The sequence below is a fragment of the Pseudarthrobacter sp. MM222 genome (assembly GCF_947090775.1).
Classification (GTDB): Bacteria; Actinomycetota; Actinomycetes; order Actinomycetales; family Micrococcaceae; genus Arthrobacter.
Genome location: NZ_OX352321.1, coordinates 3,809,329 through 3,822,619 on the forward strand (window position 1 = coordinate 3,809,329; position 13,291 = coordinate 3,822,619).

Genomic DNA, 13,291 nt, shown 5'->3' on the forward strand with positions numbered 1-13,291 from the left:
AAATTTGACCCGGCCGTGCGCCTATTGGAAGTCCGCCAGCCACAGGTCCGGCCCGAACACTTCGTACTGGATGTCCCTGGCGGGAACTCCGCGTTCGATCAGCGCGCTGCGGACCGACTGCATGAAAACCAGCGGACCGCACAGGTAGTATTCGGCGTCCAGCGGCAGTTCCACCGCGGTGACGTCCATGAAGCCCACCAGTTCTCCGTCGGCCACCTGCGTGGAGTCCGACTGTTCCGCATACCAGGTCACCAGGGATGCATCGGCAAGCTTTTGCAGATCCCCGGTGACCTGGCCGCGCAGGGCAAAGGAGTCCGGGGAATTGGCAGCGTGCAGGAACATCACCTGGCGCTGGCTGCCTGACTTGACCAGATGGGAGAGCATGCCGGCCATCGGGGTGATGCCGATGCCCGCGCTGGCCAGCACCAGGGGGCGGTCCGAGTATTCCAGCACCACGTCCCCGAACGGCGCGCTGAGCACCATCTCATCACCCACCTGCACCGTAGCGTGCAGCAGACTGGACACCTCGCCGTCGGGGGTGTCCGGGCCGTGGACCCGCTTGACGGAAAACTGGCGGTGCTGCCCGTCATCCGCCCGGGTCAGGCTGTACTGCCGGGGCTGGTGGGTCCCGTCCGGCATCCGCGCCTTGAGCGTGACGTACTGTCCGGGAAGTGACTGCTTCACCATTCGCTCATCGACGCGTTCGACGACGAAGGTGACGACGTCGTCCGTTTCCTGGATCCGCTCCACCACCCGCCAGGTACGCCAGATGGTCTCCGGTGAGAGCTTGACGGCGTTGTACAGTCCGCGTTCCTTGTTGATGAGCATGTTCGCCATGAGCCAGTAGACCTCGTCCCATGCGGCGGCAACCTCGGGGGTGACAGCCTCGCCCAGGACATCGACGATGGCCCACATCAGGTTGTCGTGGACGATCTGGTACTGGTCTGCGCGCAGGCCGAGGGACACGTGTTTGTGGGAGATGCGGGAGAGCAAGTGGTCCGGGAGCTGGCCGGGGGTGTTGACCAGAGAGCCGGCGAACGCGGCGATGGATCCGGCCAGGGCCTGCTGCTGGCGTCCGTCCGCCTGGTTGCCGCGGTTAAAGAGTCCGTCGAGCAGTTCGGGGTGCTCGGTAAACATGTGGTCATAGAACCGCCGGGCGATTTCCTGGATGTTCTCCCCGACCACGGGAAGGGTCGCTTTAATGACAGGAAGTGAAGTATCGGACAGCACGACTGGCTCCTTCACAGGTAGTGCAAATACGGAATTGCCCTGAATTATTCAACGGCTGAGGGCTTGGCGCCTTCGGTAGGGGTCCACCACATGTTGGGGGGAGCGACAATAAAGCGGCGCCCTGAGATCGTTGCGGGCACTACCCGTACAAAGTGGTCTTTCTTGCCTGCCTGCCACGGAAACAGCGGCAGTGAAAAGGTGCTCAAAACGTCGTCGGTCTTGGTTAGAACCTCGGCTTTGCCCCTGATCACGACGCTCCAGGCCACTCCTGTTTCGGGGTTAACTCCGTCGGCTTCCATGGCTACCGGGAACTCAGCCAACGCGGCTTGAAGCTTGGTCCCTGCCCCTGTCCGGAAGATTACCGTTCCATGGTCCGTGGTGTAGTTGACAGGAAAAATATCGGGCCCGTCTTCATGCCAGACGGCCAAGCGGCCTACAGACACCTGCCGCAGCAGACTCCAGCACTCATGACTTTCCAACAGCTCTGTAACGGGCTCTTCCGGCTTGTTGTCCATAAGCCGATCCTAGGCTCAACCCTCGTCAACGGACAGGCCTCTGAAGCCAGCCTTCATCCGGCGCTATTCGAACGACGCGCGGCGTTGATCATTGAGCCGCGTTTTCCACACATCCGGAGCGTTGACCTTGAACCGCCGACCCGTCAGCGCAACCGGTGACAGGCGTACGTAGTAGGATTTTGTACCGCGTTCCCAGGGCTCCAGGCCCAGGGCGTCCACGGCGGATTGTTCGTCCGGATCCTCGATCAGAGCCGTGGTGCCCCTTGCCACGACGCTCCATGCTTCCTGGGTCGCGGGATCGTAGCCATCGATCTCGAAGGCTACAGGCTCTTCCTTTCTGGATTCCCACAGCTTCGTCCCTGGATCTGTGCGGAACACGATGCTCCGGCGTTCCAGGACAAAATTCACCGGGAAGATCTCGGGGTGGCCGTCTACGATCAGCGCCAGTCTTCCCACAATGGAAGAGGCCAAGAGCTCCCAGCACTCGTCGAAACTGAGCTTGCCAACTTTCGGTGCATCGTCCATGTACACAGATACTACTGTCAGCGGAGGCTGCTCTCCATGACCTGCTTCCGCCGCCCCGCGCGTCAGCGAACGTATGCGCTTAGCCGCGACCGCGTGATCATCTCGAGCATCTCCGCGTGCGGTCATTGCGACTACTGCAAGCAGGGAGTCTTCTCCCACTGCCTGGGCGAAGAGGGCGCCCGGGCATCGGTTGGATCCTTGGGCACCTTATCGACGGGACACAGGCCGAATTCGTGCGCGTCCCGTCCCCAGAGACCTTCGCCATGGTCCTGGACATCGTCCGACCCGCCGGTCACGTCGCCAACGCCGGGGTACACGGCCAAGATGTGGACCTGCCGCTGGACAAACTCTGGATCTCGAACATCACCATCACCACGGGCTTGGTGAATACCAACACGACCGGGACGCTACTCAAGCTCGTCGCGCAAAAGAAATTGCCTGTCGACCAATTCGTGAGCCACACGTCTACTTCGCCCAGTCGGCGTCGGCGTATGGGCCTCCGCGGAAGTGGGCGCGGAGGTATTCCCCCACCACGGCAGCTCCCAGATCGCCGGTTTCGGGCGCCACGACGCGGCCGTCGATCCGGCGCGCCATCCGCTGGACGAACCGTTCCAGGCCCGGGTCGTCGCCGAGCCGGAAGAACGTGGCCTGCGTGCCGGCGCGCCCCAGTCGGTCCAGCTCGGCGACCGTAACGCGGATGGTCTCCGGGTCCGGCGGCCAGGAGAACCACGACTCGCCGTCGGCCAGCAGGTGCGCGGTGGGTTCGCCGTCGGTCACCACCAGGAGAACGGGCTGCATCGAAGGGTGCTTGCGGAAGAACCGGCCGGCCAGCAGCAAACCGTGGTGCAGGTTAGTGCCCTGCTCCCGCAGGGAACGCAGGGCCGTGAGCTCGCCAACGTCCATGGACTGCGCGTAGCGGCCGAACGTGATCAGCTGCAGCCGGTCGCCGCGGAACCGGGTTGAAACGAGGTGGTGCAGGGCGAGCGCGGTGCGTTTCATCGGCACCCAGCGTCCCTCGGCCGCCATCGAGAAGGACACGTCGACGAGCAGGGCGACGGCGGCCTGTGTGCGCGCCTCCGTCTCCGTCACCTCGATGTCACCCACGGCGAGGCGCAATCCGCGGCCAGGTTCACCGCCGTCGGCCATCGTGCGGCGGATCGCGTTGGTGATGGTTTGGGTGACGTCCCACGGCTCGGCATCGCCGAACTCCCACTCGCGGCTGGAGCCGGTCTGTTCCCCGGCGGCCCCGGCAACGCGCGTGTCCCGGCGTCCCTGCCGGCCGGAGAGCTGCTTGGCGGTGTCCCGCAACAGCGACCTGCCGAGCCGCCGCATGGCCTGAGGGGACAGCCGGAGATCGCCGTCCGCCCCGCGCCGGAGATAGCCGCCGTCCTGCATTGCCCGTTCAATTTCGGCGAGGGTGCGGGCCGTCACGGCGGCACTCTGTCCCAGCTGGCGGGCGAGGGCGTCCAGGTCCAGGTCGTCGAGGCGGGACCCGTTATAGGCCTGGGAGAGCTGTTCGGACAGCTCGTCCAGTTCGGCGATGTCCTGGAGCACGCCCGTGCCGTCGCCGAGTCCCAGCCCCTCCTCGCCTTCGAAGCGTTCGGAGCCACTCCAGTCCTCGCCGGGGCGCAACGCTTGCAAGTTGGCGTCGAGTTGGCCCAGCTGTGCCATAAGCTCGGGCGAACCGAATGCCTGGGCGGAGAGCTGCATCAGCTCCTCGCGCTGCTCGGCGGACATGGACTGCAGGAGCCGCTGGGCGGCGGCGGCGCGCTGGGCGAGCGCGTCCACCAGTTCCTCAACCGATTGTGGGTTCTCCGGAAAGAAATCGCTGTGCCGGGCCATGAACTCCTGGAATTCGGCGTCGGTGTCCTCGCCGCGCCGGTGTTTTCCGAGGAGCTCGTTGAGGTCGCGCAGCATCTCGTTCACGGCCGCGCGGTCCTCGTCGGTCGCGCTCTCGAGTGTCTGCTTCATGCCGGCGAACCGCTGGTCAAGCATTTCGCGGCCGAGGAGGTCCTTGATCCGCTCGTAGGCTTCCCGGGCGGTGCTCGACTGCCAGTCGTAGGAGGCCAGTTCGTTGACCGCTGCTGCCGTGGATGAAGGCAGGTTCTGCAGTTGCATCTCCCGGAAGGCGCGATCGGTGTTGTCCATTCCGGCGTCGCGGGCGAGCTGCTTGCGCTCCTCCAGCACCGCGGTCTCGAGCAGCTTCTGGACTTCATTGAGGGTTCCGTCCAGCCGGTGGCGGCCCAGGAGCTCACTGCGCCGCTGCTGAACCCGGGCAGCGAGGTCGTCCAGCCCTTCCCGGTTGCGGCCGCCGCGCCGCAGGAACTCCTGGAGGGCGTGCCGAGGCGAGTAGCCGGCCATGACGTCCTCGGCGACGGCGTCCAGCGCCTCCGCCAGGTCCACCGGCGGGGCGAGCGGATCCGGCCCTCCCCTGTACCGGCCGTACCTGGACCGGTTGTGAGCGCTCATGGGCCCTCCTGTTCTCTGCCTCAGAACTACTTAGCCGTAGATGGTCGCCTCATCGTCGGACTCCTTTGAGATCCGCCGGGCAAGGTAGAGACCTTCCAGTGCAAGTTCGACGGCGGCGGCGCGCTGCCCGTCGTTTGTCGCGCCCAGGCGCTCAGTGATTTTGTCGTAGAGACTGGATCCGTTGAGGGCGGGGAGGTTTTGGAGGAACTCCCGTGCGGTGACCAGCTCCCCGGTGGTCACGGTGGCGGAGCCGTCGAGCGCAGCCACGAGGGGGCCCATGTCGATGCCGTGGAAGTGCGCCCGCACGGCTTCTGCAGTGGCCATGCGCAGAAGGTGATCGAGGATGTCCTGTTCCCGGCCTTCCTCGCCGGATTCGAACTCGATCTTCCCGGCGAGGACTTCCACGGCGGCGTCCAGGTCAATGATCCGGGCGACGGCCTCGTCCTCGCCGCGCACGCTGGCCCGGCGCAGGGCCGCCGCGGCGACGGTTTCGGCACCGGCGATGGCGAACCGTGCGGAAACCCCGGAGGTCTGGTTGATCGCCGGGGATTGCCGCAGCGCCCGGGTGTAGCGGGCCAGGATCTCGAGGATGACGGGCGGGACGCCGGCCACCAGCTGCCCCTCCTGCCGGATGACGGCGACCTCGTCGTCGAGCTCTATGGGGTAGTGGGTGCGGATCTCGGCACCGAAGCGGTCCCTCAGGGGCGTGATGATCCGGCCGCGGTTCGTGTAATCCTCCGGATTGGCGGAGGCGACCACCAGTACGTCCAGCGGCAGCCGCAGCACGTAGCCGCGGATCTGGATGTCGCGTTCCTCCATCACGTTGAGCATGGAGACCTGGATCCGCTCGGCGAGGTCGGGCAGTTCGTTGATGGCGATGATTCCGCGGTTGGAGCGCGGGACCAGGCCGTAGTGGATGGTTTCCGGGTCCCCGAGACGGCGGCCCTCGGCCACCCGCATCGGGTCGACGTCGCCGATCAGGTCGGCGACGGAGGTGTCCGGCGTCGCGAGCTTCTCGACGTAGCGTTCGGAGCGGTGGCGCCATGCCACCCGCAGCCGGTCCCCCTCGGTGAGGGCACGGGCCCGGGAGTGCTCCGTGATTGGCTGGTACGGGTGTTCGTTCAGTTCGGATTCCTCGATCACCGGCGACCACTCGTCCAGCAGCCCGGACAGGGTGCGGAGGAGCCGCGTCTTGCCCTGTCCCCGTTCGCCGAGCAGGACGACGTCGTGGCCGGCGATCAGGGCACGCTCGAGCTGGGGCAGGACCGTCCGGCTGAAGCCGAACATCCCGGGCCAGGGATCGCGGCCGACGGCGAGCGCGGCGAGCAGGTTGTCGCGGATTTCGCGGCGCAGGTCCTTGTGAACGTGGCCGGAGGCACGCAATTCACCAACAGTGAAGATATCGGGGCGATCACTCACTCCTCTACGGTAGTCCTCCGCCGTGCCGGGAATCGAGTAAATTCTTCCGATACCCGCGCGTTAGACGGTCGTGCGACCTACGCTTGATGCTGATGACTGAAGCAACTCCGCCGGCACCCTCGGGGCCCCAGGGCACGCTCCTCCTTCTGGTGCGCCACGGGGAGACGCCCACCACCGGCACAGTGCTGCCGGGGCGGGCCTCGGGTCTGCATCTTTCCGACCGCGGCCGGGCCCAGGCCGAACGCATCGCGGAACGGCTCGCGGGTCTGCCGGTCGACGCCATCTATTCCTCGCCGCTGGAGCGCACCCGCGAGACAGCAGAGCCCACAGCGGCCCGTACGGGACTGGAAGTGAAGCAGGACGTTGGCCTGCACGAGTGCGACAAGGGCGACTGGACCGGCGCCACGATCGCCGAAGTGGCGGCCTTGCCGCAGTGGCAGACCGTCCAGCACAGCCCGTCCGCCTTCCGCTTCCCGAACGGCGAGAGCTTCACCCAGATGCAGGCGCGGATCGTCGGAGCGCTGGAGCTCCTGCGCGCAGCCCACGCCGGGGGCGTCGTGGTGTGCTTCTCCCACGCCGATCCAATCAAGTCCGCCGTCGCCCACGCCCTGGGCACGCACCTGGACCTCTTCCAGCGCATCGTCATCAGCCCGGGCTCGGTTTCGGCTATCTCGTATGTGGAAGGTCAGGCACCCGCCGTGCTCATGGTGAATTCAACCTCTGAGCCCCTGAGCACGCTGAGGGTCCAGTGAGTTGGGACATCCGGTGCTGGGACATCCGGTGAAACGGGGCAGACGGTGTCCGGCCGGGAGCTGACTCTGCTCGACCGCGGCAGCGTCGAGTTGCTCGGACGCCTCCCGCGCAGCAGTAACGAAACGTTCCTCGTCCAGGTCTCCTGCGGGGACGACGCCGCGTATGCGGTCTACAAGCCGGAGGCCGGGGAAATCCCGCTGTCCGATTTCGAACCCGGGCTATACCGGCGGGAACGCGCCGCCTACCTGCTCAGCGAGTCCCTGGAATGGGGGCTGGTACCGACCACTGTGATCCGCGAGGAAGCCCCCTTGGGAATCGGATCACTGCAGTGGTTCATAGAGTGCGATTTCCGCGAGCATTACTTCACGCTGTACGCCGACGCACCCGAGACCCACCGCCACCTGTCGCAGATAGCCCTGTTTGACTACATCGCCAACAACACCGACCGCAAAAGCGGGCATGTGCTCCGCGGACTTAACGGACGGGTGTGGGGCATCGACCACGGGCTGTGCTTCTCGGCAGCTTTCAAACTGCGCACCGTGATCTGGGACTTCGCGGGTGATCCCATCCCCGATGCCCTGCTCGAGGACATCGCCCCGCTCGCAGAGGCCGCGCCTCCAGGGGTGGCCGAGCTCCTCGACGATGCGGAGGTCGCCGCCCTGCAGCAGCGCGTGCAGCGCCTGCTGCACGCGCGGGTGCTGCCGGTAGACCGCACCGGCATGCGTTACCCCTGGCCGCTCGTGTGAGCCGAAACGTCACTGCTGATCCCCTCCGGCGTGAGCACGCCAAGGGCGAAGACTAGGTACCGCAACTCACGACATGGGCGGTGTCCGCCAGGAAGGCCCGCAGTTTCGTAGACTCAATGGAGATCCGACCTGTCTCCTCTACAGAGACAGGCCCGCCACAGGAAGAGCCATCAATGAAGATTATCGTCCTCGTCAAGGAGGTCCCCGACACGTACGGGGACCGAAAACTGAACCTTGAAACAGGCCTCGCCGATCGCGAAGCCAGCGAGACAGTCATTGATGAGATCGGTGAGCGGGCCTTGGAGCTGGCACTGACGTACGCCGACGCGAACGAGGGCACTGAGGTCGCAGTCCTCTCCCTCGCCCCCGAGGGTGCGACGGCAACGATTCGCAAGGGCCTCGCGATGGGCGCGGTGAGTGCCACCCACATCTCTGACGAGGCGCTGCGGGGTGCGGACCTTGGACTTACCGCTGAAACCCTGGCAGCAGCAATCCGTCGCGTTGGGTTTGACCTCGTGATCACCGGCAACGTCTCCACCGATGGATCCGGCGGCATGATTCCCGCGATGCTTGCAGAGTTGCTTGACGTGGCGCTTGCCACCGGCCTGAGCTCCGTAGAGATCAGCGACGCCGCGGTGTCCGGCACCCGGCCCGTTGAATCCGGCGTGCAAAAGGTATCCGCGAACCTGCCCGCGGTGATCTCCATTACCGAGGCGCTTCCCGGGCCGCGCTTCCCGAACTTCAAAGGAATCATGGCCGCGAAGAAAAAGCCCTTGGAGGTGCTGACCCTTGCGGACCTCGGGATCACGGCCGACAGCCCGGACGCGGCGCGTTCGATCATGCTGAGCGTGGCAGAAAAGCCCCCGCGTGCGGCGGGCGTAAAGATCATTGACGAGGGTGATGCCGGCGAGAAACTCGCTGACTTCCTTGTTGAAAACCGGCTGGCGTAAGGAGCAACGGACATGACTGAATTCCCTCCTGACGCAATCCTCGTCGTCGTGGAAACCCTGGCTTCTGGTGAACTCGAGAAAGCAGCGGCCGGGCTATTCGGCGCTGCCGCTGCAGTCGGCACGCCGATTGCACTGGTACTGGCCTCATCCGGTGCCGGAAACGCCGCCGCCGCCGAGGCCGCGGCCCTGGGTGCCGCGCGCGTATTGATCGCGGAGACTCCGGATCCGTCCGCGCTCGGAGTGCCGAGCGTTGACGCGCTTTCCGCCGCTGTGGAGCACGTGCAGCCAGACGCGATCCTGATTTCGCATTCCCTGAATGGGCGCGACCTCGCTGGCCGCTACGCTGCCCGCTCGCGGGCAGCGATTTCTGCCGACGCGATCGGAGTCTCACGTGATGACGAGGGCGTCGTGGCACACCACTCCGTCTACGGCGGCGCCTACGATGTCACGTCAACGTCCACGTTTGGAGCACCGGTGATTACGGTTCGCCAGGGCTCCGTCGAGGCGCGTACCACGGCCCAGCCGCAGGCGTCGGAGACCCTGGCAGTGCCGCCCTCAGGGAAGCCGGCCGCGCGGATCGACTCGTTCGACGAGGCAGTTGTCGCCACCTCGCGGCCGGAGCTGCGTGGTGCCGCGAAGGTTGTCGCCGGTGGTCGCGGCCTAGGGTCAGAGGAACAGTTCGCCCTCGTCGGACAGCTCGCCGATGCACTCGGTGCTGCCGTTGGTGCGTCGCGTGCCGCGGTGGATGCGGGCTACATCCCGACGGCGCATCAGGTCGGCCAGACCGGGGTTTCCGTGTCACCACAGCTGTATGTCGCGCTGGGCATTTCCGGCGCGATTCAGCACCGGGCGGGCATGCAGACCGCGAAAACGATCGTGGCCATCAACAAGGATGGGGACGCACCGATCTTCGAGGTCGCCGACTTCGGTGTGGTGGGCGACGTCTTCAAGGTTGTGCCCCAGCTGATTAGCGCACTTGAGGCTCGGAAGAAGTAGCGATGGCAACTCAGTCTCGGAATATTCGGCGGGGCCTGCCGCGCGTCGAAGGTGGTGACCCCTGGCCGGCAGCAGGCGAGGCGCCCGCACGCCTTGTCACGGCAGGGGCGGCGGACCGGTCGGCGTCTGTTTCCGCCGTGGAACCGGTCGACGCCGGGGCGCGGCAGCTTCGCCGTGGCCTGCCGCGCGTGCCGGGCGGCGAACCTTGGCCGCCAGCGGGCCAGCTTTCGGTATCCGCGCCGGCTCTGCCCGGGGCTCCCGCCGCAGCCGGCACGCCGACGGCGACCACAACAGCACCGCCCGCGGCCGCCGCAAGCGCGGCCGCGGATTTTGCTGAGAAGGAAGTGCCGGCGGCGACGCCGCCTGCGGCTGCTCAGGCCACCACACCGGTCACGCCGGCGGCGGGATCCACTTCGCTTCGTCGCGGGCTTCCCCGTGTCCCTGGCGGTGAACCATGGCCGCCGGCTGGGCTTGCTCCGGCGGTCGCCGCCGCCCCAGCGCTGCAGGCAGCTCCCGAACACATTGCCCCGGCCCCGGCCGCCAGCGTGGTGGAACCCGTTGCTGTGGTGGAGACCGCGGCAGAGGTGGAGCCACCGGTGGCCCCGAGCGCCCCCGTGGTCACCGCCCCCGCGGTCACCGCCCCGGCACCGGTGGCACCCGCCGTCGCTCCTGAAAAGATCGCTCCTGAAAAGCCCGTGAGGCCAAAGCCCGCGCCAAGGCTCTACGGTTCGCGCACCCTGGGCCAGTGGATCAAGCGCGTGGCGCTCCTCGTCGTCGGCGCCGTGGCTGCCGCCGGGATTCTGGTGCTCGCCGCGCGCGGTGTGACCACGCTGCCGGGCGTGCCGGAGTTTCTCGAGAGGTACCCCGGCGAGTACCGCCTGCCCGCGACCGCCGAGTCCGGTTTTCCGTGGTGGGCGCAGTGGACACACTTCCTGAACATCTTCCTGATCGTGCTCATCATGCGCTCCGGCTATCAGGTGCGCACCCAGCAGAAGCCGCCGGCGTTCTGGACGCCGAAGCGCGGTGGCAAGAAGATCAGCATCAACCTGTGGCTGCACCAGTCGCTCGACATCTTGTGGCTGGCCAACGGACTCATCTTTGTGGTGCTGCTGTTCGCCTCGGGCCGCTGGATGCGAATCGTGCCGACCAGCTGGGAGGTGTTCCCGAACGCGCTCTCCGCGCTCCTGCAGTACATGACACTCGACTGGCCGGTGGAGAACGGCTGGGTGAACTACAACAGCCTGCAGCAGCTCATGTACTTCCTCGTGGTGTTCATCGCGGCCCCGCTCGCGGCGATCACGGGCGCGCGCATGAGCGAGTTCTGGCCGAAGGACGCGAAGACGCTGAACAAGATCTACCCGGTGGAGGCTGCGCGGGCGCTTCACTTCCCGACGATGCTGTTTTTCGTGCTGTTCATTCTCATCCACGTGTTCCTGGTGTTCGCGACCGGTGCGCTGCGCAACCTGAACCACATGTTCGGCGGCACCGACGCGGTGAACTGGGTCGGGTTCTGGCTCTTCGCGGCAGCAATCGCCATCACGGCGGCCGGTTGGTACGCCGCCCGCCCGCTCGTGCTCGCACCAGTCGCCAAGCTATTCGGTCAGGTGAGCAGCCGCTAGGCTTCACAAATCGGAGACAGAAAACTGGAGCAGCGCGTTATCGTTACGCGCGGGTTCCGGCGTTGAAGTCATACATCGGAACTCGCACCCTAAGGTGGCCTAATGGGTCCGATGTGCAAGAAAGAAGAAGGTACAAAGTTTTGAACGCTGCACCAACCGTCAGACTGCTCCCGGCCGGCAGGCACTTCGCTGTGACGTGGAGCCTGCCGGCAGAATTCGCAGGTCGAACGAACGCCATGTTGCACCGCTCGCGATCCTTCGCATCGGTAGGCGGAGCTCCGGTCGACATACTTACTTTCGACGACTTCAGGGACTATTCCGTTCTTCGCGGTGTCTTGAACGAGCAGGGCTTCCTGTCGGAGGGCACGCGCATCCGGAATCTCTGGGAAGACCTTCCAGTTATGGCGGCACTTGCTTGGTCGAGGGCAGACCAGAGCTTGGTTCCTGAAGGCGACAAGTTTACTTCGTTCTTTCCCTTGTCCTTCCAGACCATTCCGAAACTCGTCGAGCTGGAGGGCCCGCATAAGCGTCTGGCCCGCTACGCGGACGACGGAAAGACGCTGTTGCAGATCGATCATTTTCGATCGGACGGCTCGCTCCTCTTGTCGGATCGGCACGATGCGGATCAGTTCGGGGTACCCGGAGGGCGTTCACTGACGCTCTGTGATTCTGCAGGCGTTCCAATCCAGGACTGGGGATCCGCCTGGGGTTTGTATCGTTCCTGGCTGGACTATGTGGCGGCAGGGCAACAAGCGTACTTCGTGGTGGACAACAAGAATACTGCTCGCTTCATGGCCAGTTATCAGCGGAACACGGCCGTTGTGCTTTACCAGGTCCACGAAAGCCATCTGGAAGACGCCACCGAGGGTTTTGCTTCAGAAATGACCCCGTCTGCCCAAGAAGTTTTCCCGCGGCTGGACGCCTTCGACGGCGTGGTCTTCCTCACCGAGCAGCAGGCATCTGACGTCCATAAGAGGTATGCGGACGTTGGAAGCACCTACATCATTCCCAACGGAAGGCCCATTGACTCCGCACCGGAGTCCACGGGGACGCGGAGTCCGCGGACAGGAATGCATGCAGCGATGCTCAGTCACCGAAAGCGCGTTGACCACTCGGTCCGGGCCATTCACCATGCGAATTCCCTCCTTCCGGTTCCGGTCGGTCTGAAAGTTTTCGGTGACGGATCCCAGCGCACTCAATTGAAGAAGCTGATCACCGACCTGCACGAAAGCGACAACGTTCAGCTCATGGGACATGTCACCAACGCTCAGTCCCACTTCAGGGAAGCGTCCTTTTCATTATTGACGAGCACTTCCGAGGCCTTACCCCTGGTTCTGCCGGAAAGCATGGCAGCGGGGTGCATCCCTATCGTTTACGACCTGCCGTACGGCCCCGCGTCCGTCATCACTGATGGAGTTGACGGCTTCCTGGTGGAGTACGGCAACGTCGAGGCGCTCGGCAAGTGCATCGCCGCTTTCGTCGAGCTGCCGCCGGCCCGGCAGGAAGAGATGCGCACTGCCGCCCGACGAAGGGCGGCAGACTTCTCCGATAGCAAAATCGTGCGGCTCTGGGTGGAGGCGATGAAGGATGCGGCCGAGCGCAAGCGGGCCGAGAAAACGGATTACACCGTCGAGATTGAAGACTCATCGTGTTTCTACGAGTCCGGCGGAGAGCTGGAGGTCGGGGCCACGTTGAAGCTGCGGCTGCAGGAGTGGACGGGCCAGGAGGATATCCCGCAGTTTTATTGCACGCTGCGGATCAGGCCTGCTGAAGCGTTCTTCCGTGCTGCAGCCCGGAGCGTTACCAAGGATTCAGCCGGTACGTATTCCGTCGGATTCGCCTTCGATCCAGAGATTCTTGCCGCGATAGGACGTCGCAAAGTGGACGTGTACCTGGGAACCCGGCTGGGCGGGGCGACCGACGTGACTCGGATGCCATTTGCGGACAAGAAGGCTATTCCGGGCCCGTACGCCACGGCACACGGCAACATGAGCATCAACTTTCGAGACCTGATGCGAAAGCGCCCACAGATACGAGTCTGATAGGTCGGCGGCTAACAACGAAAGCCC

General features: G+C 65.2%; 11 protein-coding genes and 1 pseudogene. 7 read left to right on the forward strand and 5 right to left on the reverse strand.

Features of this window, described 5'->3' with window-relative positions; all coding sequences use genetic code 11:
• Positions 1-21: 21 nt before the first annotated feature.
• The 3 genes from OM977_RS17465 to OM977_RS17475 all read right to left on the reverse strand — a co-directional run bounded on the left by OM977_RS17465 (position 22) and on the right by OM977_RS17475 (position 2,270).
• Positions 22-1,230 carry a globin domain-containing protein gene (locus OM977_RS17465; protein WP_264355150.1) on the reverse strand — a complete coding sequence of 403 codons (1,209 nt, stop codon included), beginning with the start codon at positions 1,228-1,230 and terminating at the stop codon, positions 22-24.
• Between the two features lie 44 nt (positions 1,231-1,274).
• A complete protein-coding gene (locus OM977_RS17470; RefSeq protein WP_264355151.1) occupies positions 1,275-1,745 on the reverse strand; it encodes a pyridoxamine 5'-phosphate oxidase family protein in 471 nt (156 codons plus the stop codon).
• 63 nt (positions 1,746-1,808) lie between these two features.
• Positions 1,809-2,270: a pyridoxamine 5'-phosphate oxidase family protein gene (locus OM977_RS17475; RefSeq protein ID WP_264355152.1), complete on the reverse strand. Its 462-nt coding sequence runs from the start codon at positions 2,268-2,270 to the stop codon at positions 1,809-1,811.
• 87 nt (positions 2,271-2,357) lie between these two features.
• Here OM977_RS17475 and OM977_RS17480 point away from each other — a divergent pair.
• Positions 2,358-2,731: pseudogene (locus tag OM977_RS17480) on the forward strand (alcohol dehydrogenase catalytic domain-containing protein); the annotation flags it as partial.
• Between the two features lie 4 nt (positions 2,732-2,735).
• Here the strand turns inward: OM977_RS17480 and OM977_RS17485 are convergent.
• Complete coding sequence (locus tag OM977_RS17485) at positions 2,736-4,739, reverse strand: vWA domain-containing protein (protein WP_264355153.1); 2,004 nt, start codon at positions 4,737-4,739, stop codon at positions 2,736-2,738.
• A 30-nt stretch (positions 4,740-4,769) separates the two neighbouring features.
• Positions 4,770-6,158: a sigma 54-interacting transcriptional regulator gene (locus tag OM977_RS17490; protein WP_264355154.1), complete on the reverse strand. Its 1,389-nt coding sequence runs from the start codon at positions 6,156-6,158 to the stop codon at positions 4,770-4,772.
• Between the two features lie 86 nt (positions 6,159-6,244).
• Between OM977_RS17490 and OM977_RS17495 the strand changes: the two genes are divergently transcribed.
• The 6 genes from OM977_RS17495 to OM977_RS17520 all read left to right on the forward strand — a co-directional run bounded on the left by OM977_RS17495 (position 6,245) and on the right by OM977_RS17520 (position 13,264).
• Positions 6,245-6,910 carry an MSMEG_4193 family putative phosphomutase gene (locus OM977_RS17495; protein ID WP_264355155.1) on the forward strand — a complete coding sequence of 222 codons (666 nt, stop codon included), beginning with the start codon at positions 6,245-6,247 and terminating at the stop codon, positions 6,908-6,910.
• A gap of 45 nt (positions 6,911-6,955) precedes the next feature.
• The gene (locus tag OM977_RS17500) at positions 6,956-7,657 is read left to right on the forward strand and encodes an SCO1664 family protein (protein ID WP_264355156.1); all 702 of its coding nucleotides are present in this window, start codon (positions 6,956-6,958) and stop codon (positions 7,655-7,657) included.
• 173 nt (positions 7,658-7,830) lie between these two features.
• Positions 7,831-8,607 (forward strand): electron transfer flavoprotein subunit beta/FixA family protein, encoded by a 777-nt coding sequence (locus OM977_RS17505; RefSeq protein ID WP_264355157.1) that lies wholly within the window; start codon positions 7,831-7,833, stop codon positions 8,605-8,607.
• Positions 8,608-8,619: 12 nt separating this feature from the next.
• Positions 8,620-9,603 (forward strand): electron transfer flavoprotein subunit alpha/FixB family protein, encoded by a 984-nt coding sequence (locus tag OM977_RS17510; RefSeq protein ID WP_264355158.1) that lies wholly within the window; start codon positions 8,620-8,622, stop codon positions 9,601-9,603.
• A 2-nt stretch (positions 9,604-9,605) separates the two neighbouring features.
• Complete coding sequence (locus OM977_RS17515) at positions 9,606-11,222, forward strand: cytochrome b/b6 domain-containing protein (protein WP_264355159.1); 1,617 nt, start codon at positions 9,606-9,608, stop codon at positions 11,220-11,222.
• A 191-nt stretch (positions 11,223-11,413) separates the two neighbouring features.
• Positions 11,414-13,264: a glycosyltransferase gene (locus OM977_RS17520; protein WP_264355160.1), complete on the forward strand. Its 1,851-nt coding sequence runs from the start codon at positions 11,414-11,416 to the stop codon at positions 13,262-13,264.
• The last annotated feature ends 27 nt before the right edge of the window (positions 13,265-13,291 follow it).